The following is a 24,940-nucleotide window of genomic DNA, read 5'->3' as shown; positions in this document are numbered from 1 at the left end:
CAAGCCCCGCGCGAACGGGCGCGAACGGGCGCAGACGGCTGCGCGGGGCGCGCTTACTTCACGCGCATGCCGGGCTTCGCGCCGCCGTGCGGTTCGAGGATGTACAGGCCCGGTTCGGCCTTCTCGTCCGCGGCGGAGGCCGCGAGCACCATCCCTTCCGACAGGCCGAACTTCATCTTGCGCGGCGCGAGGTTCGCGACCATCACCGTGAGCTTGCCGACGAGCTGCTCGGGCTGATATGCGGACTTGATGCCCGAGAACACGTTGCGGGTCTTGTCCTCGCCGATGTCGAGCGTCAGTTGCAGCAGCTTGTCCGATCCTTCGACCGCCTGGCACGCGACGATCTTCGCGATGCGCAGGTCGACCTTCGCGAAATCGTCGATCGTGATGAACGGCTCGTCGCCGGCCGCGGGCGCCGCGGCCTTGGCGGCGGGCTTCGCGTCCTTGCGCGCGGGCTGCGCCGCGGCTTCCGCGCCTTGCAGCGAGCCGCGGTTCGCCGCGAGGAGCGCCTCGATCTGCTTCGGATCGACGCGCGTCATCAGATGCTGGTACGCGCGGATCGGCTGCGTCGACGACAGCGGGCGCGCGGCGTCCGACCACACGAGCGGCTCGATCCCGAAGAACTGTTCGACGGCGGCCGCGACGCCCGGCAACACCGGCTTCAGCGCGAGCGTGAGCAGGCGGAACGCTTCGAGGCTCACGCTGCAGGTCTCGTGCAGCGCGACCGCGTTGGCGGGATCCTTGGCCTGTTCCCACGGCTTCGCCGTATCGACGTAGGCGTTCACCGCATCGGCGAGTTCCATCGCGTGACGCAGCGCGCGGCCGTATTCGCGCGCCTCGTAGTGGGCGGCGATGGCGGGGATCGCGTCGCGCAGCGTCGCGAGCAGCGGATGGTTCATCGCGCTGTCCTGCACGCGGCCGTCGAAGCGCTTGAGCAGGAAGCCCGCGGCGCGGCTTGCGATGTTCACGTACTTGCCGATCAGGTCGCTGTTGACGCGCGCCTGGAAGTCCTCGAGGTTCAGGTCGAGGTCTTCCATCGTCGCGTTGAGCTTCGCGGCGAAGTAGTAGCGCAGCCACTCCGGGTTGAGGCCGGCGTCGATGTAGCTTTGCGCGGTGATGAAGGTGCCGCGCGACTTCGACATCTTCGCGCCGTCGACGGTCAGGAAGCCGTGCGCGAACACGTTGGTCGGCGTGCGATGGCCGGAGAATTCGAGCATCGCGGGCCAGAACAGCGTGTGGAAATACAGGATGTCCTTGCCGATGAAGTGGTACTGCTCGGTCGTGCTGTCCTGGCGGACCCAGGCGTCGAAATCGATGCCGCGCTGCGCGCACAGGTTCTTGAAGCTCGCGTAATAGCCGACGGGCGCGTCGAGCCACACGTAGAAATACTTGCCGGGCGCGCCCGGGATCTCGAAGCCGAAGTACGGCGCGTCGCGCGAGATGTCCCAGTCGGCGAGCTTCGCCTCGCCGGCGTCGCCGAGCCATTCGCGCATCTTGTTGGTCGCCTCGGCTTGCGCGAGGCCGCTCACCCAGCTGCGCAGGAACGACTCGCAGCGCGGATCGGAGAGGCGGAAGAAGTAGTGCACCGACTTGCGGCGCTCGGGCGCCGCGCCCGACACGACCGAATACGGGTTGAGCAGGTCGGTCGGCTGATAGGTGCTGCCGCACACCTCGCAGTTGTCGCCGTACTGGTCCTTCGCGTGGCACTTCGGGCACTCGCCCTTGATGAAGCGGTCCGGCAGGAACATCTGCTTGACCGGGTCGTAGGCCTGCTCGATCTCGCGTTCGGCGATCAGGCCGGCGTCCTTGAGCGCGAGATAGATCTGCTCGCTCAGCACGCGGTTCTCGTCGGAGTCGGTCGTGTAGAAGTTGTCGAACGAAATCCCGTAGCTGTCGAAGTCGCGCTTGTGCTCGCGCCACACGCGCTCGATCAGCTGCTTCGGCGTCAGGCCTTCCTGCTCGGCGCGCAGCATGATGGGCGTGCCGTGGGTGTCGTCGGCGCCGATGTAATAGACCTCGTGGCCGTGCATGCGCAGCGCCCGCACCCAGATGTCGGTCTGGATGTATTCGACCAGATGGCCGATGTGGATCTGTCCGTTCGCATAGGGCAGCGCGGACGTGACGAGGATCTGGCGGCGGGCGTGCGGTGCGTCGGCGGGCGCGGAAGTGAGGTCGGAGGCGGACATAGGGTCGGTAGAAGGCAGTGGAGACGATCTCGGGGAAGCTGCGATTCTAGCAGGCGCGGGTTTGCCCGCCGTTCGCCGGGGGCGGTGGACGGTCCGGCGCGGGACGGGGACGAACCCAGGACGGGGGAAGCGGGCGGCGGCGCGGGATGGGGGACGGGCGCCAAGACGCGCGGAGGCACCGGAAAACGATGCCGATGCTGCGCTGCGCAAGGGAAACGACAGGCAAAAAAAACCGGGGCGGATTCGGCCCCGGAGCAACAACGACAAGAGGAGAATGGTGACGCGCCGGCAGCACCAGCCACGTACCGTATAGAAAGACCGGTGGGCGTCGAGGAAGTTCGAAGATTTTTTCGATTTCTTGCCAGACGCCCGCCGAGCCTTGTCCGGCGGGGCTCGGCGCGCCGCGCGCGGCGTCTCCCGGGGCGTCGTGCTTACTGCGCCGGCTGTTGCGGCGCGCGCAGGTAGATCTCGACGCGGCGGTTCTGCGCGCGGCCGGCCTCGGTCGCGTTGTCGGCGATCGGGTTCGACGCGCCCATGCCTTGCGCGGACAGGCGGCCGCCCGCCACGCCGCGCTGCACCAGCGCGGTCACCGTGCTCTGCGCGCGGTTCTGCGACAGCGTCTGGTTGTACGGCGCCGAGCCGGTGCTGTCCGTGTAGCCGACCACCGACGCGGTGATCTGCGGGTTCTGGTTCAAGGTCGACGCGAGGTCGTTGAGCAGCGGCGCGAAGGCGGGCGTGATCGCGTACTGGTTGGTCGCGAACGTGACCGAACTCGGCACGTTCAGCTTGAGCGAGCCGTCCGGCTGCTCGGTGACCTGGGTGCCCGTCTGCTGCGCCGACGGCGCGAGCTTGTTCTTGATCGCCTGCCAGTTGTAACCCGTCACGCCGCCGACCAGCGCGCCGACGCCCGCGCCGATCGCCGCGCCCTTGCCGCCGCCCGCGAGCGCACCGATCCCGGCGCCGAGCGCGGCGCCCGCGCCGGTGCCGACCGCCGTGTTATTGCCCTGCGGCGTCGCGCAACCTGCCAGCATGGCGCCGGCGAGAGCGAAAACGGACAAGCGCATCGCGATTTTGGTATTCATGTTGGATTCCTCTCTGGATAGATCGAGTCGACAAGGACACAAATAAGCACTGCTTGGCGGCCGAGGCCGCCTGCGCCGCGCGGCAAACCCCGACCATCACGATGGCCGTTCGGACAGGGCGTCGCCTCAGCCTCTACAATATAGGCGCTACGGGGCGGATATGGCCCCGATCTGCGCCGCCCGCGAAGCGTGCGCCGCAACGCGTCGCCGCGCAATGGCGTGCAACACATTTTTTCACTTTTCCCGCTTTCAGCCCCGTTATTTGAAGATTATTGATGATTTGGGCGCTTTTAAGCGACGTTCTTCCCACGGAGTATCGATGAGCATTGACCGGGCTTTGGTCGACGCCGCACTTGCGGCTCTCACTGACCCCAATACCGGCCGCCCGTATGCGGCGAACAAGGGCATTCGCGATGTCGCGATCGACGGCGACGCGGTGACGCTCGAGGTCGTGCTCGGCTATCCCGCGCGCAGCCAGTTCGAGGCGGTGCGCGGGCAGGTCGCCGCGGCGCTGGCCGCGGTGCCGGGCGTGCGCGAGGCGCGCATCGCGGTGTCGCAGGACATCGTGGCGCACACGGTGCAGCGCGGCGTGAAACTGCTGCCGAACGTGAAGAACATCGTGGCGGTCGCGTCCGGCAAGGGCGGGGTGGGCAAGAGCACCACCGCGGTCAACCTCGCGCTCGCGCTCGCGGCCGAGGGCGCGTCGGTCGGCGTGCTCGACGCCGACATCTATGGGCCCTCGCTGCCGACCATGCTCGGCATCCACGGGCGGCCGGAATCGCCCGACAACCAGTCGATGAACCCGATGGTGGGGCATGGGCTGCAGGCGAACTCGATCGGCTTCCTGATCGAGGAAGACAACCCGATGGTGTGGCGCGGCCCGATGGCGACCTCGGCGCTCGAACAGCTGCTGCGCCAGACCAACTGGCAGGCGCTCGACTACCTGATCGTCGACATGCCGCCGGGCACGGGCGACATCCAGCTCACGCTCGCGCAGCGCGTGCCGGTGACGGGCGCGGTGATCGTGACGACGCCGCAGGACATCGCGCTGCTCGACGCGAAAAAGGGGCTCAAGATGTTCGAGAAGGTCGGCATCCCGATCCTCGGCATCGTCGAGAACATGAGCATCCACGTGTGTTCGAACTGCGGCCACGAAGAGCCGATCTTCGGCGCGGGCGGCGGCGCGCGCATGGCGCAGGATTACGGGGTGAAGGTGCTCGGCAGCCTGCCGCTCGACATCGCGATCCGCGAGCAGGCGGACAGCGGCACGCCCACCGTGGTCGCGGATCCGGGCGGCGCGCTCGCCGAACGCTATCGCGCGATCGCGCGCAGCGTGGCGATCGCGATTGCCGAGCGCGCGAAGGACATGACCTCGAAGTTCCCGAGCATCGTTGTTCAAAATACGTAAAATGCCTTGCCGGACGGGGGGTGCCGCTGTTTTAAGCGCGACGAGGCGCGGTATGATGTCGACTTTTCCAGGTCCACTTACCCGTCCGGCGGGCGCGGCGCGCCACCCCGCGCGCATCAGCCGGCATGAGGAACGCATGAAACCACGACTCGACGGCGCATTTGGCCGCCTCGCGCGCGGCGTGCTCGCCCTCCTGGCCGCCGGCGGCATGCTGGCCGGCTGCACGTCGTTCGCGTCGCAGCACGAGAAGCGGGCCGACGCGATGCTGCAGCCGACGGTCGGCAGCCAGGCGCGCGGCACCGTGACCTTCGTCGAGCGGCCGGATGGCGTGCAGGTCACCTACAACTTCTCCGGGCTGCCGCCGAACAGCGACCACGCGCTGCAGGTTCACGAGCGCGGCGACTGCAACGCGGGCGACGGCTCGAGCGCGGGCCCCGTGTTCTCGCCCGCGGCCGACCGGCTGCGCGCGGGCGCGCGCGTCGGCGGCGATCTCGGCAACATCCACGCGGATGCGAACGGCGTCGCGGCGGGCTTCATCGTCGCGCCGGACGTCGCGCTCGACGGGGTGCGCTCGGTGCTCGCGCGGTCGGTGCTCGTGCATCGCGACGCGAGCGATCCGCTGTTTCCGCAGCACGGCGCGGGCCCCGGTCTCGCGTGCGGCGTGATTCGTCCGTAAAGCGCCGCGTCGACGCGGCGCCGATCGCGTAAAATGTGCGCCTTTCGCGGCCGCCGTCCGTCGGCCGGCCTCCTTCCTCGTTTTCTGGCGCTTTTTTATGAGCATCAAGTCCGACAAGTGGATTCGGCGCATGGCCGAAGAGCACAAGATGATCGAGCCGTTCGTGCCCGGTCAGGTCCGCGCGTCCGAGGACGGGCGCAGGATCGTCAGCTACGGCACGTCGAGCTACGGCTACGACATCCGCTGCGCCGACGAATTCAAGATCTTCACCAACATCAATTCGACGATCGTCGACCCGAAGAACTTCGACGAAGGTTCGTTCGTCGACTTCAAGGGCGACGTCTGCATCATCCCGCCGAATTCGTTCGCGCTCGCGCGCACGGTCGAGTACTTCCGGATCCCGCGCACGGTGCTGACCGTGTGCCTCGGCAAGTCGACCTACGCGCGCTGCGGGATCATCGTCAACGTCACGCCGTTCGAGCCCGAGTGGGAAGGCTACGTGACGCTCGAGTTCTCGAACACCACGCCGCTGCCCGCGAAGATCTACGCGAACGAAGGCGTCGCACAGGTCCTCTTCTTCGAGAGCGACGAGGTGTGCGAGGTGTCGTACGCCGATCGCGGCGGCAAGTATCAGGGGCAACGGGGTGTCACGCTCCCGAAAACCTGATCTGCTTGTATATCGAACACCGCCAGTTACCGGGTGACCGCTGCGCGTGATGCGCCGCGGTCGTTTCTTTTTGGAGAATCGCCCATGAAGTTTCGTTTTCCCGTCGTCATCATCGACGAAGATTTCCGCTCCGAAAATATTTCCGGGTCCGGCATCCGGGCGCTGGCGGAAGCGATCGAGAAGGAAGGGGTGGAAGTCCTCGGCCTCACGAGCTACGGCGACCTGACCTCGTTCGCGCAGCAGTCGAGCCGCGCGTCGTGCTTCATCCTGTCGCTCGACGACGACGAACTGATGCTCGGCGAGACCGGCGCGGACGGCGAGCTGCCCGAGCTGGCGACCGCGATCATCGAGCTGCGCGCGTTCGTGACCGAAGTGCGCCGCCGCAACGGCGACATCCCGATCTTCCTGTACGGCGAGACGCGCACCTCGCGGCATCTGCCGAACGACATCCTGCGCGAGCTGCACGGCTTCATCCACATGTTCGAGGACACGCCGGAGTTCGTCGCGCGCCACATCATCCGCGAGGCGAAGGTCTATCTCGATTCGCTCGCGCCGCCGTTCTTCAAGGAGCTCGTCAAGTACGCGGACGAGGGCTCGTACTCGTGGCACTGCCCGGGCCACTCGGGCGGCGTCGCGTTCCTGAAGAACCCGCTCGGCCAGATGTTCCATCAGTTCTTCGGCGAGAACATGCTGCGCGCGGACGTCTGCAACGCGGTCGACGAGCTCGGCCAGCTGCTCGACCACACCGGCCCCGTCGCGGCCTCGGAGCGCAACGCGGCGCGCATCTTCAGCGCGGACCACCTGTTCTTCGTCACCAACGGCACCTCGACCTCGAACAAGATCGTCTGGCACGCGACGGTCGCGCCGGGCGACATCGTGCTGGTCGATCGCAACTGCCACAAGTCGATCCTGCACGCGATCACGATGACGCATGCGATCCCGGTGTTCCTGACGCCGACCCGCAACCACTTCGGCATCATCGGCCCGATCCCGCGCGACGAGTTCAAGCCGGAGAACATCCGCAAGAAGATCGAGGCGAACCCGTTCGCGCGCGAGGCGCTCAAGAAGAACCCGAACCTCAAGCCGCGGATTCTCACGATCACGCAGAGCACCTACGACGGCGTGGTCTACAACGTCGAGCAGATCAAGGATCTGCTGGGCGATCTGCTCGACACGCTGCACTTCGACGAAGCGTGGCTGCCGCACGCCGAGTTCCACCCGTTCTACCAGGACATGCACGCGATCGGCGCGGGCCGGCCGCGCACCGGCGCGCTGGTGTTCGCGACCCACTCGACCCACAAGCTGCTGGCCGGCATCTCGCAGGCCTCGCAGATCGTCGTGCAGGATTCCGAACACCGCACCTTCGACAAGCACCGCTTCAACGAAGCGTACCTGATGCACACCTCGACGAGCCCGCAGTACGCGATCATCGCGTCGTGCGACGTCGCGGCCGCGATGATGGAGCCGCCGGGCGGCACGGCGCTCGTCGAGGAATCGATCGCCGAGGCGATCGACTTCCGCCGCGCGATGCGCAAGGTCGACGCCGAATACGGCGACGACTGGTTCTTCTCGGTGTGGGGGCCGGACGATCTCGCGGAAGAGGGCATCGGCTCGCGCGAGGACTGGATCCTGCAGCCGAACGACCATTGGCACGGCTTCGGCCCGCTCGCCGAAGGCTTCAACATGCTCGATCCGATCAAGGCGACGATCATCACGCCGGGGCTCGACGTGGACGGCGAGTTCGGCGAGACCGGGATTCCGGCGGCGATCGTCACGAAGTACCTGGCGGAGCACGGCATCATCGTCGAGAAGACCGGCCTGTACTCGTTCTTCATCATGTTCACGATCGGCATCACGAAGGGCCGCTGGAACTCGATGGTGACCGAGCTGCAGCAGTTCAAGGACGACTACGACAACAACCAGCCGCTGTGGCGCGTGCTGCCGGAATTCGTCGCGCAGTTCCCGATCTACGAGCGCGTCGGCCTGCGCGACCTGTGCGCGCAGATCCACGACGTCTACCGCGCGAACGACATCGCTCGCCTGACGACCGAGATGTACCTGTCGAACATGGAGCCCGCGATGAAGCCGTCGGATGCGTTCGCGAAGCTCGCGCACCGCGAGATCGATCGCGTGCCGCTCGACGAGCTGGAAGGCCGCGTGACGAGCATCCTGCTGACGCCTTACCCGCCGGGCATTCCGCTGTTGATCCCGGGCGAGCGCTTCAACAAGACCATCGTCAACTACCTGCGGTTCGCGCGCGATTTCAACGCGCGCTTCCCGGGCTTCCACACCGACATCCACGGCCTCGTCGCGGAAGAGATGAACGGGCGCGTCGAGTACTACGTCGATTGCGTGCGCGACTGACGATGCCGACGATGGGCGTGACGCGCATGCGTAGGCCGCTCGCGCGTGCGGCGCTGGTCGCGGCGCTTGCCTGGGCCGCCGCCGCGGGCGTCGCGCGCGCGGAAGTCGCGGCGGCCGATCCGATCGACGTCGCGATGCGGCAGTGTCTCGCGCAGCGCGACCGCTCGTCGACCGTCGGCCAGATCCAGTGCATGGACGAGGCGCGGCAGAAATGGCAGGCCGCGATGGGCGAGACGTACGCGCGGCTCGTGCGGGTGGCGCCCGCCGATGCGAAGCGCGGCTGGCAGGAGAGCCAGCGCCGCTGGCTCGCGTGGCGCGGCGACGAGCTGCCGCTCGCGCGCGCGGTGTACGAGACCACGCAGGGCACGATGTATGCGATGGCGAGCGCCGACATGCAGTTGCAGCCGGTGCGCGACCGCGCGCTCGCGCTGCGCGAGGCGGCCGACCGCTATGCGCAGCCCGGCGGCGCGAAAGGCGCGGTGCACCGGGTGCGGCCGTGCGCGCAGGACGCCGCGTGCGAGCACGCGCAGTTCGATCTGAATCGCTACGCCGCGAAGCTGCAGAAACGCATGCCGGCCCGCTCGCGCGCGACGCTGATGCGCGCGCAGCGCGCCTGGGCGTCGTTCCGCGACGGCACCACGCCGCTCATCAGCGAGGACGAGCGCGTCGACCTGATCGGCGCGCGGGTCGCGACGCTCAAGCGTTTCTCCGAGACGGTCGGCAACCGCTGAGCGGCGGGCCCCCGCCGCTCAGGCGGCGCCGGCGCGCGGCGCGGCGGCGAACCACGTGGGCACGTGCGCGACCGCCTCGTCGAGCGAGGTGAGGATCCTGAAACTCAATGCGATGACTTCCGGCGTGGGCGTCTTGAGGTCGGGCACGGTGATGACCGATGCGCCCGAGCGGGCGGCCGCATGCGCGCCGAAATCACTGTCCTCGAACGCGAGGCAGGCCTGCGCGGGCACCGCGAGGCGCTCGGCCGCGAGCCGGTAGACGGCGGGATCGGGCTTGCCGCGCGCGACCTCGTCGCCGCCCGCGAGCGCGGCGAAGCGCTGCAGCACGCCGACTTCGTCGAGCCTCGCGCGGATCACGTCGCGGCCCGACGACGAGGCGACCGCGCACGGAATGCCGGCGCGCGCGAGCGCGTCGAGCAGGGCGAGCGCGCCGGGCTTGAGCGGATACTTCGGGGTCGACGTCGGCGTGGCGAGCTGCGCGCGCACGCGTCCCGCCACCACGCTGAACGCCGCTTCGCTGCCGAGCAGGCGGGCGAGGATCCGCTGCCCTTCCGCGAACGAGCGGCCGACGATCTGCAGGTAGTCGGCGGGCGCGAGCGTCACGCCGTGTTCGCGGGCGACCGCGAGCCAGGTGTTCATGATGGTGCGCTCGGAATCGATGAGCAGACCGTCCATGTCGAAGATCGCCGCTGAGAACATCCGCTTCCCTCGTGAGGTGTGATGCGGCCGCGCGTCGCGCGGCGAAAAAAAAGCGGACACCGCCGGTGTCCGCCGTGGCGCCGCAGCCGCTCAGCGGCCGAGCGTCGCGCGCGCCGCCCGCACGGCCGCGCGCACCTGGTCGGGCGCGGTGCCGCCCGGGTGGTTGCGGCTCGCGACCGACCCTTCGAGCGTCAGATAGCCGAACACGTCGTCGCCGATCAGGTGCGCGACGTTCGGCAACTCCTGCTTCATTTCGTCGAGCGTCAGGTCGGCGAGGTCGCAGCCGCGCACTTCGCAGATCCGCACCGCGTGCGCGACCGCTTCGTGCGCGTCGCGGAACGGCAGGCCGCGCTTGACGAGGTAGTCGGCGAGGTCGGTCGCGGTCGAGAAGCCCTGCAGCGCGGCGGCGCGCATCGCGTCCGGCTTCACGGTGATGCCCGCGACCATCTCGGCGAAGATGCGCAGCGTGTCGGCGACCGTGTCGACCGTGTCGAACAGCGGCTCCTTGTCTTCCTGGTTGTCCTTGTTGTAGGCGAGCGGCTGGCCCTTCATCAGCGTGAGCAGCGCGATCAGGTGGCCGTTCACGCGGCCGGTCTTGCCGCGCGCGAGCTCGGGCACGTCCGGGTTCTTCTTCTGCGGCATGATCGAGCTGCCGGTGCAGAAGCGGTCCGCGAGATCGATGAAGCCGACGCGCGGGCTCATCCACAGCACCAGTTCCTCGGACAGGCGCGACACGTGCGTCATCACGAGCGCCGACGCGGCGGTGAACTCGATCGCGAAGTCGCGATCCGACACCGCGTCGAGCGAGTTCGCGCAGATGCCGTCGAAGCCGAGCGTCTTGGCGACCGCGTGGCGGTCGATCGGGTAGCTGGTGCCGGCGAGCGCGGCCGCGCCGAGCGGCAGGCGGTTCACCCGGGTGCGGCAGTCGCGCATCCGTTCCGCGTCGCGCGTGAACATTTCCACATAGGCGAGCAGATGGTGGCCGAAGGTCACGGGCTGCGCGACCTGCAGGTGCGTGAAGCCCGGCAGGATGGTGTCGGCGTGCTGCTCGGCGAGGTCGAGCAGCGCGCCGCGCAGGTCGCCGAGCAGGTCGCCGATGCGGTCGATCTCGCCGCGCAGCCACAGGCGGATGTCGGTCGCGACCTGGTCGTTGCGCGAGCGGCCCGTATGCAGGCGCTTGCCCGCGTCGCCGATCAGCGCGGTCAGGCGCGCCTCGATATTCAGGTGCACGTCCTCGAGATCGAGCTGCCACTCGAATTCGCCGCGTTCGATCTCGCCCTTGATCTGCGCCATGCCGCGTTCGATCGCGGCCAGGTCGTCGGCGCCGATGATGCGCTGCGCGGCAAGCATGTTCGCGTGCGCGAGCGAGCCGGCGATGTCGACGAGCGCGAGGCGCTTGTCGAAAAAGACCGACGACGTGTAGCGCTTGACCAGTTCCGACATCGGTTCCGAGAAGCGGGCCGACCAGGCCTCGCCCTTTTTGTGCAGTTGGGACGTCATGGCGATTCTTTGAGGGGGAGTGAAGGCGGCTCGCGCCGCGCAGGGATAGCGGATCATTCTAGCATCGCGGCGCGCCCGGGCCGGCGGGCGCCGCGCCTACTTGAGGTCGCACACGAGCGGGCCGAGGGTGGGCGGCGTGCCGTCGGCCGGGCGCGTGTAGGGGAACGACACGTCGCAGCGGCGGCCGTTGCCGCTGATCTCGAGGTGATTGAGCGCGCCGAGGCCGCTCACGAAGGTCATGCCGTCGTAGCCGACGATCGTGCGCGCGCCGTTCTCGACCTGGCGCACCGCGAGGCCGGGCGGCAGCGGCGCGCCCTGCGCGTCGCGCAGCAGCACCGACGCGGCCTGCTCGCGCGTGATCGCGAAGCGCGCGAGCACCCCGGAGCCGGCCTGCGGCACCACGTTCCGCATCGTGTCCGAGAGCCGCACGTCGATCGGCAGGCGCAGGCTGTCGATCGCGATCCGGTTGTTCTGGTACGAATTCAGGTCCGGAATCAGGAAGTGGCCGCGCCCGTCGGTCGTGCCGATCGCGCGGTTCTCGTGCAGCACCGGCACGCCGGGCGCGGCGTCGGTCGACACCAGCGCGAACGCGTCGTCGATGCGCCGCGACGGCAGCGCGCTGCCGTCCATCAGCACGAGCGCGCCGCTCACGTCGAGCGAGACGTTGCGGCGGCCCGCGATGGTTTGCGCGAGCGCCGTCACCTGGCCGGCGCGGCCGAGGTACTGGGCCTGCGCCTGGCCGTAGCGCACGTCGCCCGCGTTGCCCGCCTGCACCGCCCAGCCGGGGCCGCCGTCGTAGTCGGGCGGCCGGGTCGCGTTGACGCTGTAGATCGATTCGCCGTTCTGGCGGCCGACGTTGGCGTTGATCGAGGTGTTGTTGCCGAGGCCGAGGTTCATGCTGAGGAACGCGCCGCGCGAATCGCGCTGGCGGAAGTCCTGGAATGCGCTCACGGTCAGCGACAGCAGGCCGCCGAGGCTGATCGAGTAGGCCACCGAGCCGATCTGCGAGGTCGGCGCGCCCGGATACTTGAGGCCGATGTAGCTGAGCGACAGCGTCTGCGCGCGGATGAACGGCAGCGACAGCGTGACGCGGTCGGTGACGGTGGGCACCGGCGTGCCGTCGCGCGCGGCGAGGTCGCCGTAGTTCGCCACCGTGCGCAGGGTCTGCGCGTCGATCGAGAAGCGCGGCTCGATCAACTGGTAGCCGAGCCCGAACTGCGCGCCCGCGAGCCGGCCCGCGCTCGCGGCGGCCGAGGCGCTGACGACGCCCGCCATGCCGAGCCGCAGCAGCGCGCCCGCGCCCGCGTTGTAGAGCCCGCTCGTGACCTCGGCGTGGGTCTCGGCGGTGAACGTGTCGGTGAGCCCGTAGCGCGCGGTCGCGCTCGCGGCCGGATGCGGGTCGTAGTCGAACGAATCGAGTCCGTAGGCGCGCCGCAGGAAACCCGCCTCGACGCCGTAGCTCGCGAGTCCGGGCGCGAGCATCCGGGTGTCGATGTAGAGCGGCAGCGAGGTCGCGATCGAGCGTCCGAGCGCGTCGCGCGTGATCACGGTCGCGTTGCCGCCGCCGATGATGCCCGGCACGTTGTTGATCACGAACGGCCCGCTCGGCACGTTGCTGCTGAATTGGCGCACGTTGTTCACGTACAGGTCGACCGAGGTCGGCACGACGGCCGAGCCCGGCAGCGCGGGCACCGGGAAGGTCACGAGGTCGGGGCGCAGCGCGAAATTGCTGCGCCACTGCACGCCGCCGAGGCGCAGCGAACGGCTCCAGGCGAGCGACGACGAGATGGTGTCGCCGAGCTGCAGGGTGCTCAGCGTCTTCGGATCGGAGCGGCTCCACGAGGTGTCGTAGCGCGTATAGCGCTGGTCGCCGCGATAGAACGACGCGATGCCCGTCGTGCTGAACACGCCGGCCGGATCGAAATAGCGCAGTTCGCTCCACAGCGACACCGGCGCGTGCTCGCCGCTTTGCGCGTAGAGGTCGTAGTTGAGCAGCACGCCGCGCCCGGCGGTGGCGTTCGGGGTGGCCTGGATTGCGCGCGTGTCGTAGGTGTGCGGGATGCGCAGCGCGTTGGGCACCTCGAGCGCGATGGTCTGGCTCGTGACGTCGTAGCGATAGCGCAGGCCCGGCAGCGCGTCGAGCGCGACCAGCGCGTTGGCGGGCAGCTTCAGGCTCGCGGTCGTGATGCCGAGGTCGTTGAGATCGTCCTGGCTGGCCGACAGCCGCTCGTCGTGCACGCTGAAATGCACGATCAGGTGGGTCGGTTCGCCGTTGAGCGTGACGTCGAGATACAGGTCGTCCGGCGCGCCCGCGGCGGAGCCGGGCAGGGCCGCGCGCGCGTCGGACGGAATCACGCGCGGCAGGTCCTGCGCACGCGCGGCCGGTTCGAACGCGGCGAGCGCGAGCGCGAGCGCGGCGGCGGCGGCAGGGGCGGCCAGGCGCCCGGGGCGCCCGGACATCGTCGGGCGGGGCGCGGGGCGAGCGAGCGGCACGGTCGGACGAGCGGGAGCGGGGGGGCGTCGGGTTCAGGGCGAGGCCACGGCGGCCTCGACCTTCTGCAGGTTGACGATGGCCTCCACGCGGCGGATCTGCGGCCCGATCGCCGGATCGAGCCGCAGCGGCCACTGCCGCGCGCTGCCCGCGAGCGCATAGCCGAGCAGGCCCTCGGTGATCTCGTAGCGCTTGCCGGCCGCGTCGACGAGGCGCACGGCCGAGATTTGCGCGTGATGCTCGCCGCGGTTCGCGACGCGCAACTGCCAGGCCTGCTCGCCGCGCGCGAGGCTCCAGTCGAGCTGGGCGGGCGCGCCGGCCGTGGCGGGCGCGACGAACACCGGGATCGAGTAGCGCAGGCGGATCGTGATGCCGCTCGTCACCGGCGCGTCGGGCGTCGGCAGCTCGTCGATCAGCACGCGGTAGCTCTGCTCGCGCGGCGGCTTGTCGCGCGCGGTGCGCACGAGCCGCACCAACTGGTCCGACTGCGCGCCGATCTGCAGCAGCGGCGGGCTCGCGACCAGCTCCGGGGCGGGCGTGAGCACGTCGTCGCCGTGTTCCTGGGTCCAGCGATAGGTGCGCACCTGGCCGTAGATCGGCCGGTCGCCCGGGTTGCGCAGCGTGAGGGCCGCCGCGGGACTGTCGGCGGCGAGGTCGAGCGTGACGGGCGAGATCTGCAGGGTCGCGCCGTGCGCCGCGGCCGCCGCGAGGCCGCAGGCCAGCGCGCAGAGCAGGCGCGCGCGGATCGGGAAAAGGTCAGAAGAAGACACTCGCGGTAATGGTGGACTGGTAGGTGTCGTTTTGCGGGGTGGTCTGCGCGGGCACCTGGCCGTAGACGGTCAGGGTCTGCGTCGAGCCGGAGCCGGTGCCGCCGAGCGTATTGGTGCCCTGTGTGTTGCCCCAGATGGTCGTGTGGCCGGCGTCCTGGTAGAGCTGGTAGTTGACGACGGCGAGGTTGAGCAGCAGGCTGCCCGCCAGCACCCGGTTCGTCACGGTCGAGCCGAGCACCGAGCCGCCGTCGAGCCCGACGTTGTACGGCGTCGCGTTCGAGCAGGTGACCGAGAGGGTCGTGGTCTGGTTGATCGCCGTGGTCAGCACGCCGGTCGTGCCGAACGCGAGCGGATTCGCCGCGATCGTGCAGTTGGCCTGGATCGTCAGCGTGACGCCGAAGGTGCCCGTCGCGGTGCCGTTCGAATACACGGCGGCGCGGACCGCCTGCATCGGCGGCATGGCGGCCAGGCTCGCGGCGAGCGCGAGCCTGGTGAAGACGCGTGCGGTCGCATTCATGGGCGGCTCCGGTGAGGTCGCGCGGCGCTCGCCGCGCGCGTCGGTCAGAAGTAGACGGTTGCGGTGACGGTGGTCTGGTACGTGTCGGGCTTCGGCGTCGACTGGGCGGCCACCTGGCCGTACACGTTGATCGTCTGCGCGGAGCCGGAACCGGTGCCGCCGACGGTGTTGGTGCCCTGCGTGTTGCCCCACACGGTCGTGTGGCCCGAGTCCTGGTAGAGCTGGAAGCCGACGGTCGTGCCGGTGTTGCCGGTCGCGGTGCCGGCCAGCAGCCGGGCGGTGACGGTCGAGCCGGTGACGTTGCCGGCGTCGAGCCCGACGTTGTAGGGCGTCAGGTTGGAGCAGGTGACCGACAGCGTGGTCTGCTGGTTGAGGGCGGCCGCGAGCACGCCGGTCGTGCCGAACGCGAGCGGCGTCGCGGCGATCGTGCAGTTGGCCTGGATCGTCAGCGTGACGTTGAAGGTGGCCGTCGCCGTGCCGTTCGAGTAAACCGCGGCCTCGGCGGGCTGGAAGGCCGGTGTCGCGGCGAGCAGCGCGGCCGCCGCGGCCGACAGAAACGGACGGAAAGAGTGGTTCATCGCGTAGCGCTCCTGCTGTTCTGGTTGTGAACCGCCGGGACTGCTCCCGGGGGTGAAACAACACCTCGAGGATCGGCGAATCGGACGGATTTTTATTCAGGATATTCCTGATGTTTTAGGTAAGATTAGCGCACGGATTATTGGGCTGCAACGGTGAAAGTGAAAAATCAATTAATAAGTATTGGAAAAGGAGAATTAAAGTACTCTGGATGCATGTCATTTCAAGCCTATGCTGGTTAATGATCCCGTGGATCGGTGCATTCGTGGAATACCGATCGAGGCGCAAGAAATTCTTTTATGGAATCGAATTGTTTGTGTCTGAATAAGATTGTTCATGATTTTTGAAATTGAATTGTGGGCGACTATTTCGTGGAGTTGGAATGACGGAGTCGGCAGTGCTGCGCATTGAAAAACAACGGCGCGGATGGATGCGGTTTCTGAAACGGGGCCTGTTCGCGCTCGGCATGCTGATCGCGTTGGCGGCGCCCTGGGCGGCCGCGCGCGCCGAGACCTGCACGGTGACCGCGCCCGCGCCGAGCTTCGGTTCGGTGAGCCCGATCGCGCTCACCGCGGTCACGACCACGTCGACCATGACCGTCACCTGCACCTGGTCCGCGATCACGCTCGTGCCGAACGTGCTCGTGTGCCTGAACCTGGGCGGCACGAGCCCGCGCTACCTGACCAGCGGCGCGAACCAGATGCAGTACGACCTGTATCAGGACGCCGGCTATACGACGAGCTGGGGCTCGACCTACTCGGGCACGACGCCGATTTCGCTGATCCTGACGAAGCCGGCGCTGTCGACCACCACGAGCGCGAACGTGACGATCTACGGAAAGATCGCCGCGAACCAGCCGACGGTGCCGTCGGTCGGCAACGCGAACACGGTCTACTCGCAAAACTTCGGCGGCAGCCAGACCTCGCTCAACTACCTGTTCTACCTGTTGGGGCCGCCGAGCTGCACGGGGCAGACCGCGTACGGCACGTTCGCGTTCACGGCCACCGCGACGGTGATCAACAACTGCAACATCACGGCGACCAACGTCGCGTTCGCGGCGGCCGGCCTCTTGACGAGCGCGCTGACCGCGACCGGCTCGATCAGCGCGCAGTGCACCAACGGCGACGCGTTCGAGATCGCGCTGAACGGCGGCACGAGCGGCAGCGTCTCCGCGCGCACCATGCTGCGCTCGGGCGGCGGCGGTTCGGTCGGCTATCAGCTGTATCTCGATGCCGCGCACGCGAACCCGTGGGGCGACGGCACGAGCGGCACCTCGATGGCGACCGGCACGGGCAGCGGCGTCGCGCAGGCGCTCACCGTGTACGGCCGGGTGCCGACGCAGGCCACGCCCGCGCCGGGCAGCTACAGCGACACGATCACCGCGACCATCAGCTTCTGAGGGGCGGCGCGTCGCCCTCGCGCACCAGCACGACGAGCTTGAGATCCTCGCGATGCGCGGGCTTGAGCGTCAGCTGCTGGTAGACGAGCCGCCCGTCGCGCGGATGGTCGAACTCGCGCACGCCGCCCTCGCGCTCGCCGACATCCTGCGACGCCCAGTAATGCGCGAACGCGTCGCTGTCGGCGAGCAGGGCGTCGATCAGCGCGCGGGTCGGCGCGTCGTTCTGGTGGCGGATCGAGTCGGCGCGGAATTCGGCGGCCAGCCGGCGCGCCCGGGTTTCCCAGTCGACGATTAGCGTGCGCGCGGCCGGATCGATGAAGGTGAAGCGCAGCAGGTTGCGGTCGTGCTCGCCGTCGAGCCAGCCGGTGAACAGCGCGGCGGCCGGTGCGTTCCACGCGAGGGCGTTCCATTGGCGATCGAGCAGGTAGGCGGGCGTCGTGATCAGCGCGACTGTCGCGACCAGGGTGGCGGGCACGTCGGTGGCCGCGAGCGCCGGTTCGGCCGGGTCGCGCTGCGCGGCCAGCTCGAACAGGTAGGCGCGCTCGGCGCGCGACAGCTGCAGCGCGACGGCGATCCGCGCGAGCGCATCGGCGGAGGCCGACACCTGCCGGCCCTGCTCGATCCAGGTGTACCAGGTCGGACTCACGCCGCACAGCTGCGCGACTTCCTCGCGCCGCAGCCCCGGCGTGCGCCGGCGCGGCCCCGGCGCGAGCCCGACCGCCGCGGGCGTCAGGCGCTCGCGGTGGGCGCGGATGAACTCGCCGAGCGCGCGGGCCGGCGTGGCGTCGAGGGGGGGCGGGGCGGATGAGGTGGTGCGCATGCGAAAAACAGGGGCGGATAACAGACGGGTGGCACGGATACCGGAATAACTGCTTGACTTGTACCGGTACTGATCGGGTTCTATTGTAGCGGCTCGCCGGCTCGTGGTGCGTCGAGCCGGCCTTCCCTTCAATACCAGCATAGAGAGGTGCATGCGATGAAACATCACGATCAGGTGGCGGATGCGTTCGGTTCGACGGCGGCCGCCTATTTGACGAGCACGGTGCACGCGACCGGCGCGGATCTCGCCGCGCTGGCCGCGGAGATCGCCGCGACGCCGGACGCGCTCGTGCTCGACCTGGGCTGCGGCGCGGGCCATGCGAGCTTCGCGGCGGCGGGCGCCGGCGCGGCCGAGGTGGTTGCCTACGACATCGCGGCGCCGATGCTCGCGACGGTGACGGCGGCCGCGCGCGAACGCGGCCTCGGCAACATTCGCGTGCAGCAGGGGCCGGCCGAGTCGCTGCCGTTCGCGGACCAGGCGTTCGACTGGGTCGTGAGCCGGATGAGCGCGCACCACTGGCACGACGTGCCGCGCGCGCTCGCCGAGGTGCGCCGCGTCCTGAAACCGGGCGGCCGCGTGCTGTTCATCGATATCGCGGGCGGCGACCACCCGCTGCTCGATACCCACATCCAGGCGATCGAGCTGTTGCGCGATGCGTCGCATATTCGCGACTACCGCGCGGACGAATGGCTCGCGCTGTTCGCGCGGGCGGGCTTCAGCGCGCAGGTGCGCACGCGCTGGCGCTTGTCGATCGAGTTTGCGTCGTGGGTGGCGCGGATGCGGACGCCGCCGGAGCGAGTCGAGGCGATCCGCTCGATGTGGCGCGGCGCGCCCGACGAGGTGCGCGCCCATTACGCGGTGCAGCCCGACGGCTCGTTCGAGCTCGACGCGCTGATGATCGACGCGCGCTGACGGCGGCGGCCCGCCTGCGGGCGGGCGAGCCGCCGCGCAGGGGCCGCGCCGGCGCGCGGGTCAGCCGGTGTTGCGCAGGCCGGCCGCGATGCCGTTGATGGTCAGGTGGATCCCGCGCCGCAGCCGCGCGTTGCTGTCGCCCGCGCGGTGCCGCTTGATCAGCTCGACCTGCAGGTGGTTGAGCGGATCGAGGTACGGGAAGCGGTTCTTGATCGAGCGCGCGAGCAGCGGGTTGCCGGCGAGCCGGCCTTCATGCCCGGTGATCTCGGCCAGGGCCGCCGAGGTGCGCTCCCATTCGGCGACGATGCGCGCGAACACGTGCTGGCGCAGCTTCTTGTCCGCGACCAGCTGCGCATAGCGCGAGGCGACCGCGAGGTCGGTCTTCGCGAGCACCATGTCCATGTTCGACAGCAGGTGCGCGAAGAACGGCCAGGTCTTGTTCATGCGGCGCAGCAGCGCGACCCGCTTGGCGCGCGCGGCGGCGTCCGGCGCGGTGTCGAGATAGGCGGCCACCGCGCCGCCGAAGCCGTACCAGCCGGTCAGCAGCAGGCGGCACTGGCCCCACGAGAAGCCCCACGGGATCGCGCGCAGGTCCTCGATCTTGCGCTGCTTCGGATCCTGGAGCTTGCGCGAGGCCGGCCGGCTGCCGATGTTGAGTTCGGCGATCTCGTTGATCGGGGTCGACGAGAAGAAATACTCGGTGAAACCGGGCGTCTCGTAGACGAGCGCGCGGTAGGCGGCCATCGCCTCGTCGGACAGCGTCTGCATCACGGCCTCGAACGCGGCCAGCTGCGCGGGCGCGTTGTTGCGCGGCAGCAGCGACGCCTCGAGCGTCGCGGCCACCACCGTTTCGAGGTTGCGCCGGCCGATCTCGGGGTTGCCGAACTTGCTCGCGATCACCTCGCCCTGTTCGGTGAGGCGGATCTGGCCGGCGACCGTGCCCGGCGGCTGCGACAGGATCGCCTGATAGGTCGGGCCGCCGCCGCGGCCGACCGTGCCACCGCGCCCGTGGAACAGCCGCAGCGTGATCCCGTGCGCATGGAACAGCTCGACGAGCGCCAGCTCCGCGCGGTACAGCTCCCAGTTCGAGGTCAGGAAGCCGCCGTCCTTGTTGCTGTCGGAATAGCCGAGCATCACCTCCTGCTCGCCGCCCTGGTGCGCGACGAGCGCCGCGACGCCCGGCAGGGCGAGGAACTCGCCCATGATGTGCGACGCGTTGCGCAGGTCGGCGATGGTCTCGAACAGCGGGATCACCATCAGCGCGTTGCGCGCGTCGCCGGCGTCGAGCGCGCCGGCGAGCAGGCCGGTCTCCTTCTGCAGCAGCAGGACCTCGACCAGGTCGCTGACGGTCTCGGTGTGCGAAATGATGTAGTTGCGCACCGCGCGCGCGCCGAACTGCGCGCGGACCTCGCGGGCCTTTTCCAGCACGCCCAGTTCGCTCTGCGCGAGCGCCGAGTAGTCGAGGAACGGCGAGCGCAGCGGGCGCGGCTGGGCGAGCGCGTCGAGCAGCACGCGCAGCTTGTCGGCCTCGGACAGCGCCGCATAGTCGGGCTCGACGCCCGCGCGCGCGAACAGCTCCGCGACCACGGCCTCGTGGATGTCGGAGCTTTGCCGCAGGTCGATGCTCGCGAGGTGGAAGCCGAACACCTCGGCCGCGCGGATCAGCGGCTTGAGGCGCGGCGTCGCGAGCGATTCACCGTGATGGCGCGCGAGCGACGCGAGCAGCACGCGCAGGTCGGCGGCGAATTCGTCGGCGTCCGCGTAGGGCGTGGCGCGCACGGGCGCCGCGCCGCGTCCGGCGCTGCGCACCGGCACCGTGCCCTGGCCGAGCCGCACCCGCGCGCTCGCGGCGAGCCGCGTATACACGCCGATCAGCGCGCGCCGGTAGGGCTCGTCGACGCGGTGCGGCGACTGGTCGGGCGAGGCGGCGGCGAGCGCCTTCAGCTCGTCGCTCGCGCCCACCAGCAGGTGCGACACCGACAGCTCGGCGCCGAGCTTGTGCACCTGCTCCAGGTAGTGCTCGAGGATCACCGCGGCCTGGCGGTTGATCGCCTCGTCGAGCGTCGCGGCCGTCACGTTCGGGTTGCCGTCGCGGTCGCCGCCGATCCAGCTGCCCATCTGGAAGAACGCCGGCAGGCGCGCGGGCAGGCCGTGCTCGGCGAGCGCCGCCTCGATGTCGCCGTACAGCGCGGGCAGCTCCTCCAGGAAGGTGGCGCGGTAGTAGGACAGCGCGTTCTCGATCTCGTCGGCGACCGTGAGGCGCGCGTCGCGCAGCATCCGGGTCTGCCACAGCGAGGTCACGCGCGCGCGCAGCAGCGCCTCGTTGGTCGCGCGCTCGCGCGCGGTCAGCGGCTGGTCGCGCTCGGCGAGCAGGCGCGCGATGTCGTGCTGGGCGTCGAGGATGCTCTTGCGCTGCACCTCGGTCGGATGCGCGGTCAGCACGGGCACGATCAGCGCGTTGTCGAAGAAGCGCGCGATCGCCGCCGCGGAGCCCTCGCCCGCGTCGTCCAGCTGGGCGAGCGCATAGGCGACGGTGCCCGCCTGCGGCGAGGAGCCCGCGAGCGCGTGGATGCGGCGGCGGCGGTTGTGGTGGCGGTCTTCCGCGATGTTCGCGAGGTGCGAGAAGTAGCTGAACGCGCGCACCACGCTCACGGTCTGCTCGGGCGTCAGCTTGCGCAGCTTCTTCTCCAGCGTCTGCGCGGCTTCCTTGTCGTCCTCGCGGCGGAACTTGACCGCGGTCTGGCGGATCGTCTCGACCACGTCGAACACCGCATCGCCTTCCTGCTCGCGCACCACGTCGCCGAGCAGCCGGCCCAGGTAGCGGATGTCCTCGAACAGCGGCTGATCCTTGTCCTCGCGCGTACGACCGTTCGTGCGGGGCGCGGGGCCGGCCGGATCGTTGGCGGCGCGGCGGGCGGCGGGGGCCGGCTTCGCGCGCTTGCGCGCGCTGACGGGGGTGTCGGAGGACGAGGCAGCATTGCGGCGCGTGGCGCGCGCCGATCCGGAAGACTTCACGATGGGTTTCCTTGGGAAAGCACGAGTGAACAGGGAACTGCGGTCTGGCTGGATTGCGGCACTGCGGCCCATCACGCGGCCCGCGCGGGCCCGGCCGGCGCGCCTTCCCGCCGCAGGGCGGGCAAGGCGTGCGTGCTACCATTGTTCGTTCCTAGATCCCGTCCTGCAATGTATCTGCAATGAATTCCGAGACCCTTTCGGCCAAGCTCCCCACGACGCTGACGATCGCCTCGCGTGAAAGCCGCCTGGCCCTGTGGCAGGCCGAACATGTGCGTGATGCGCTGCGCAAATTATATCCAGCTTGTGACGTGAACATCCTCGGGATGACCACGCGCGGCGACCAGATTCTCGACCGCACGCTGTCGAAGGTGGGCGGCAAGGGCCTGTTCGTGAAGGAACTCGAGGCCGCGCTCGCGGACGGCCGCGCCGATCTCGCGGTGCATTCGCTCAAGGACGTGCCGATGGAGCTGCCCGACGGCTTCGCGCTCGCGGCGGTGATGAGCCGCGAGGACCCGCGCGACGCGTTCGTGTCGAACGACTACGCGAGCCTCGCCGAGCTGCCCGCGGGCGCCGTGGTCGGCACCTCCAGCCTGCGCCGCGAGGCGATGCTGCGCGCGCGCCATCCGCACCTCGAGGTGCGGCCGCTGCGCGGCAATCTCGACACGCGGCTCGGCAAGCTGGACCGGGGCGACTACGCGGCGGTGATCCTCGCGGCCGCCGGCCTCAAGCGGCTCGGCCTCGGCGCGCGGATCCGCGCGCTGCTCGAGGTCGACGCGAGCCTGCCCGCCGCCGGCCAGGGCGCGCTCGGCATCGAGATCGCCGCGCGCCGCGCCGATGTGGCCGCCTGGCTCGCGCCGCTGCACGACCCGGCGACCGCGCTCGCGGTCGAGGCCGAGCGGATGGTGTCGCGCCGCCTGGGCGGCAGCTGCGAGGTGCCGCTCGCCGCGCATGCGGTGTGGCGCGGCGGCGTGCTGCATCTGGCCGGCAGCGTGTCGTCGACCGACGGCCGCCGGGTGCTGCTCGCCCGCGCCGAGGCGAACGCGGCCAGCGTGGCCGATGCGCTCGCGCTCGGCCGCGCGGTCGCCGACGACCTCGAACGCCAGGGCGCGCGCGAGATCGTCGACGCGCTGCTCGCCGCGAGCGCGCAGAAGGGCGGCGCGTGATGGCGGGCGGGCGCCGCTTCACCGCGCTGCTCACCCGTCCCGACGGGCAATCGACGGCGCTCGCCGCGCGTCTCGCGGCCGAGGCGTTCGAGGTGCTCGACTTCCCGCTGATCGACATCGCGCCGCTCGACGATCCCGAGCCGCTCGCCGCCGCGTTCGCGCGGCTCGACGCGTATGCGCTCGTCGTGTTCGTGTCGCCGAATGCGATCGACCAGGCGTTCGCGCGCCATCCGGCGATCTGGCCGCATCCGCTGCCGATCGGCGTGGTCGGGCCGGGCAGCGTCGCGGCGCTCGAGCGGCACGGCATCGCGGGCGGCGCGTATCGCGTGATCGCGCCGCACACGCCGGCCGACGGCGGCGAGCCGCATTACGATTCGGAAAGCCTGTTCGTGGCGATCGACGCGGCCTTCGGCGGCGCGGCGGGCCTGGCCGGCAAGCGGGTGCTGATCGTGCGCGGCGACGGCGGGCGCGAGTGGCTGGCCGAGCGCCTGCGCGACGCGGGCGTCGAGGTCGAGCTGGTGGCGGCCTACCGGCGCATCGTGCCGGAGCCGTCGATCGGCGCCTGGGAGCGCGTGCATGCGCTGCTGTCGGGCGCGCCGCACGCGTGGCTCGTCACGAGTTCCGAGGGCGTGCGCAATCTCGACGCGCTCGCGCACGAACACCTGAACGATGCGGAGATCGAGGCGCTGCGCCACGCGCCGCTCGTCGCGCCGCATCCGCGCATCGCGGAGACCGCGCGCGCATTGGGTTTTGATAGGATTACGCTGTCCGGCGCGGGCGACGAACGTATCGTCCGCGCCTTCCGTTCGTTGGCCGAAACGGCCGCTCAACCGGCGACAGCCGCACCGGTGCCCCCACGCATGACAGATACCAACGATACCCATTCCAATCCGTCCCGTCCCGCCGCGCAGGCTGTTCCGCCCAATCCGCCGTTCACGCCGTTCGAGGCCAAGGCGCGGCGCGGCGGCGGCGCGCTCGCGGCGCTGTGGCTCGTGGCCATCGCGATCGGCGCCGGCGCGGGCGTCGGCGGCTACGCGCTGAATCGCAAGATCGACCGGCTCGACCAGCACACGGTCGACCGCCAGAAGGCGCTCGACGCGCAGACGGCCGAAACCCGCGTGAAGACCGACCAGGCGCTCGTGAACGTGCATCAGGTCGACGCGCAGCTCGCGCAGTTCGAGGGCAAGCTGTCCGACGCGCAGAACGCGCAGCAGGCGCTCCAGCAGCAGTACCAGGATCTCGCGCGCAACCGCGACGCCTGGATGCTTGAGGAGATCGACCAGATGCTGTCGAGCGCGAGCCAGCAGCTGCAGCTGACCGGCAACACCCAGCTCGCGCTGATCGCGCTGCAGAACGCCGACGCGCGGCTCGCGACCTCGCAGAGCGCGCAGGCCGTGACGGTCCGCAAGGCGCTCGCGCAGGACATCGACAAGCTGAAGGCCGCGCCGTCGGCCGACCTGACGGGGCTCGCGATCAAGCTCGACGACGCGATCGGCCGGATCGACGCGCTGCCGCTCGCGGGCGAGGCGCTGACGCCGCACGCGGGCCCGCAGCCGGTCCATGCGCAGGCGGACGCCGCGCCCGGCGAGCCGCGCTGGAAGGGCTGGTGGCGCGACTTCTCGGCGGGCGTCGGCCAGCAATTGAAGGGGCTCGTGCAGGTGCGCCGGATCGACAACGCGGACGCGATGCTCGCGGCGCCCGACCAGGGCTACTACGTGCGCGAGAACGTGAAGCTGCGGCTGCTCGCCGCGCGCCTGTCGCTGCTCGCGCGCAACGATGCCGCGATGAAATCCGACCTGCACGCCGCGCAGGCGGCGCTCGCGCGTTATTTCGACGGCGCGGCGCGGGATACCCGGGTGGTTCAGGACCTGCTCAAGCAGCTCGACGCGGCGTCGCTGACCGTGGCGGTGCCGAACCTGAACACGAGCCTGAACGCCGTGCAACAGTTCAAGAGCCGGGGGTGA

Annotated in this window: 19 protein-coding genes; 9 read left to right on the top strand and 10 right to left on the bottom strand. The window is 69.8% G+C overall.

Translation table 11 applies throughout. The features are described from left to right. Nucleotides 1-53: 53 nt before the first annotated feature. Both metG and Bsp3421_RS25440 read right to left on the bottom strand, forming a co-directional pair. Nucleotides 54-2,186 (bottom strand): methionine--tRNA ligase, encoded by a 2,133-nt coding sequence (gene metG, locus Bsp3421_RS25445; protein ID WP_273998648.1) that lies wholly within the window; start codon nucleotides 2,184-2,186, stop codon nucleotides 54-56. Nucleotides 2,187-2,617: 431 nt separating this feature from the next. Then, a complete protein-coding gene (locus Bsp3421_RS25440; RefSeq protein ID WP_273998646.1) occupies nucleotides 2,618-3,268 on the bottom strand; it encodes an OmpA family protein in 651 nt (216 codons plus the stop codon). Nucleotides 3,269-3,587: 319 nt separating this feature from the next. Here Bsp3421_RS25440 and apbC point away from each other — a divergent pair, with 319 nt between their 5' ends. The 5 genes from apbC (at nucleotide 3,588) to Bsp3421_RS25415 (ending at nucleotide 9,114) form a co-directional block, all read left to right on the top strand. Next, nucleotides 3,588-4,676, top strand: a complete 1,089-nt coding sequence (gene apbC / locus Bsp3421_RS25435; RefSeq protein WP_273998645.1) for an iron-sulfur cluster carrier protein ApbC — start codon at nucleotides 3,588-3,590, stop codon at nucleotides 4,674-4,676. A gap of 136 nt (nucleotides 4,677-4,812) precedes the next feature. Beyond that, entirely contained in the window at nucleotides 4,813-5,352 is a 540-nt protein-coding gene (locus Bsp3421_RS25430; RefSeq protein WP_273998644.1) for a superoxide dismutase family protein, read from the top strand. Between the two features lie 97 nt (nucleotides 5,353-5,449). Then, entirely contained in the window at nucleotides 5,450-6,019 is a 570-nt protein-coding gene (gene dcd / locus Bsp3421_RS25425; RefSeq protein ID WP_252982419.1) for a dCTP deaminase, read from the top strand. Between the two features lie 84 nt (nucleotides 6,020-6,103). Beyond that, nucleotides 6,104-8,383, top strand: a complete 2,280-nt coding sequence (locus Bsp3421_RS25420; RefSeq protein WP_273998641.1) for an arginine/lysine/ornithine decarboxylase — start codon at nucleotides 6,104-6,106, stop codon at nucleotides 8,381-8,383. A 26-nt stretch (nucleotides 8,384-8,409) separates the two neighbouring features. Next, nucleotides 8,410-9,114: a lysozyme inhibitor LprI family protein gene (locus Bsp3421_RS25415; RefSeq protein ID WP_274004355.1), complete on the top strand. Its 705-nt coding sequence runs from the start codon at nucleotides 8,410-8,412 to the stop codon at nucleotides 9,112-9,114. Nucleotides 9,115-9,132: 18 nt separating this feature from the next. On the opposite strand, the gene Bsp3421_RS25410 is transcribed toward Bsp3421_RS25415, so the two are convergent. From Bsp3421_RS25410 to Bsp3421_RS25385, 6 genes are all read right to left on the bottom strand, one after another. Next, nucleotides 9,133-9,813 carry an HAD family hydrolase gene (locus Bsp3421_RS25410; protein WP_273998640.1) on the bottom strand — a complete coding sequence of 227 codons (681 nt, stop codon included), beginning with the start codon at nucleotides 9,811-9,813 and terminating at the stop codon, nucleotides 9,133-9,135. A 90-nt stretch (nucleotides 9,814-9,903) separates the two neighbouring features. Continuing rightward, on the bottom strand, nucleotides 9,904-11,313 hold the full coding sequence (gene argH, locus Bsp3421_RS25405; RefSeq protein ID WP_273998639.1) for an argininosuccinate lyase: 1,410 nt from the start codon (nucleotides 11,311-11,313) through the stop codon (nucleotides 9,904-9,906). A gap of 96 nt (nucleotides 11,314-11,409) precedes the next feature. Next, entirely contained in the window at nucleotides 11,410-13,773 is a 2,364-nt protein-coding gene (locus tag Bsp3421_RS25400; RefSeq protein WP_273998638.1) for a fimbria/pilus outer membrane usher protein, read from the bottom strand. Between the two features lie 66 nt (nucleotides 13,774-13,839). Continuing rightward, nucleotides 13,840-14,574, bottom strand: coding sequence for a fimbrial biogenesis chaperone (locus Bsp3421_RS25395; protein ID WP_443111528.1), 735 nt, complete (start codon nucleotides 14,572-14,574; stop codon nucleotides 13,840-13,842). Beyond that, nucleotides 14,561-15,091 (bottom strand): Csu type fimbrial protein, encoded by a 531-nt coding sequence (locus Bsp3421_RS25390; protein ID WP_443111527.1) that lies wholly within the window; start codon nucleotides 15,089-15,091, stop codon nucleotides 14,561-14,563. Before Bsp3421_RS25390 ends, Bsp3421_RS25395 begins: the two co-directional genes overlap by 14 nt. Nucleotides 15,092-15,135: 44 nt before the next feature. Further along, nucleotides 15,136-15,669 carry a Csu type fimbrial protein gene (locus Bsp3421_RS25385; RefSeq protein ID WP_273998637.1) on the bottom strand — a complete coding sequence of 178 codons (534 nt, stop codon included), beginning with the start codon at nucleotides 15,667-15,669 and terminating at the stop codon, nucleotides 15,136-15,138. 428 nt (nucleotides 15,670-16,097) lie between these two features. Between Bsp3421_RS25385 and Bsp3421_RS25380 the strand changes: the two genes are divergently transcribed. Next, nucleotides 16,098-17,066, top strand: a complete 969-nt coding sequence (locus Bsp3421_RS25380) for a Csu type fimbrial protein (RefSeq protein ID WP_273998636.1) — start codon at nucleotides 16,098-16,100, stop codon at nucleotides 17,064-17,066. Here the strand turns inward: Bsp3421_RS25380 and Bsp3421_RS25375 are convergent. Further along, nucleotides 17,056-17,886 (bottom strand): helix-turn-helix transcriptional regulator, encoded by an 831-nt coding sequence (locus tag Bsp3421_RS25375; protein WP_273998635.1) that lies wholly within the window; start codon nucleotides 17,884-17,886, stop codon nucleotides 17,056-17,058. The genes Bsp3421_RS25380 and Bsp3421_RS25375 overlap by 11 nt on opposite strands. Before the next feature lie 156 nt (nucleotides 17,887-18,042). On the opposite strand from Bsp3421_RS25375, the gene Bsp3421_RS25370 reads away from it, so the two are divergent. Beyond that, nucleotides 18,043-18,798 (top strand): class I SAM-dependent methyltransferase, encoded by a 756-nt coding sequence (locus Bsp3421_RS25370; protein WP_273998634.1) that lies wholly within the window; start codon nucleotides 18,043-18,045, stop codon nucleotides 18,796-18,798. Between the two features lie 60 nt (nucleotides 18,799-18,858). Here the strand turns inward: Bsp3421_RS25370 and ppc are convergent, their stop codons facing one another. After that, nucleotides 18,859-21,813: a phosphoenolpyruvate carboxylase gene (gene ppc / locus Bsp3421_RS25365; protein ID WP_273998633.1), complete on the bottom strand. Its 2,955-nt coding sequence runs from the start codon at nucleotides 21,811-21,813 to the stop codon at nucleotides 18,859-18,861. 179 nt (nucleotides 21,814-21,992) lie between these two features. Between ppc and hemC the strand changes: the two genes are divergently transcribed. Both hemC and hemDX read left to right on the top strand, forming a co-directional pair. Then, nucleotides 21,993-22,976 carry a hydroxymethylbilane synthase gene (gene hemC / locus Bsp3421_RS25360; RefSeq protein ID WP_273998632.1) on the top strand — a complete coding sequence of 328 codons (984 nt, stop codon included), beginning with the start codon at nucleotides 21,993-21,995 and terminating at the stop codon, nucleotides 22,974-22,976. Next, complete coding sequence (hemDX, locus tag Bsp3421_RS25355; protein WP_274004352.1) at nucleotides 22,976-24,940, top strand: fused uroporphyrinogen-III synthase HemD/membrane protein HemX; 1,965 nt, start codon at nucleotides 22,976-22,978, stop codon at nucleotides 24,938-24,940. The genes hemC and hemDX overlap by 1 nt, the downstream gene beginning before the upstream one ends.

Source organism: Burkholderia sp. FERM BP-3421, from assembly GCF_028657905.1.
GTDB lineage: Bacteria > Pseudomonadota > Gammaproteobacteria > Burkholderiales > Burkholderiaceae > Burkholderia.
The sequence above is the reverse complement of the archived record's forward strand: the minus strand, read 5'-3'. Positions and strand labels throughout refer to the sequence as shown.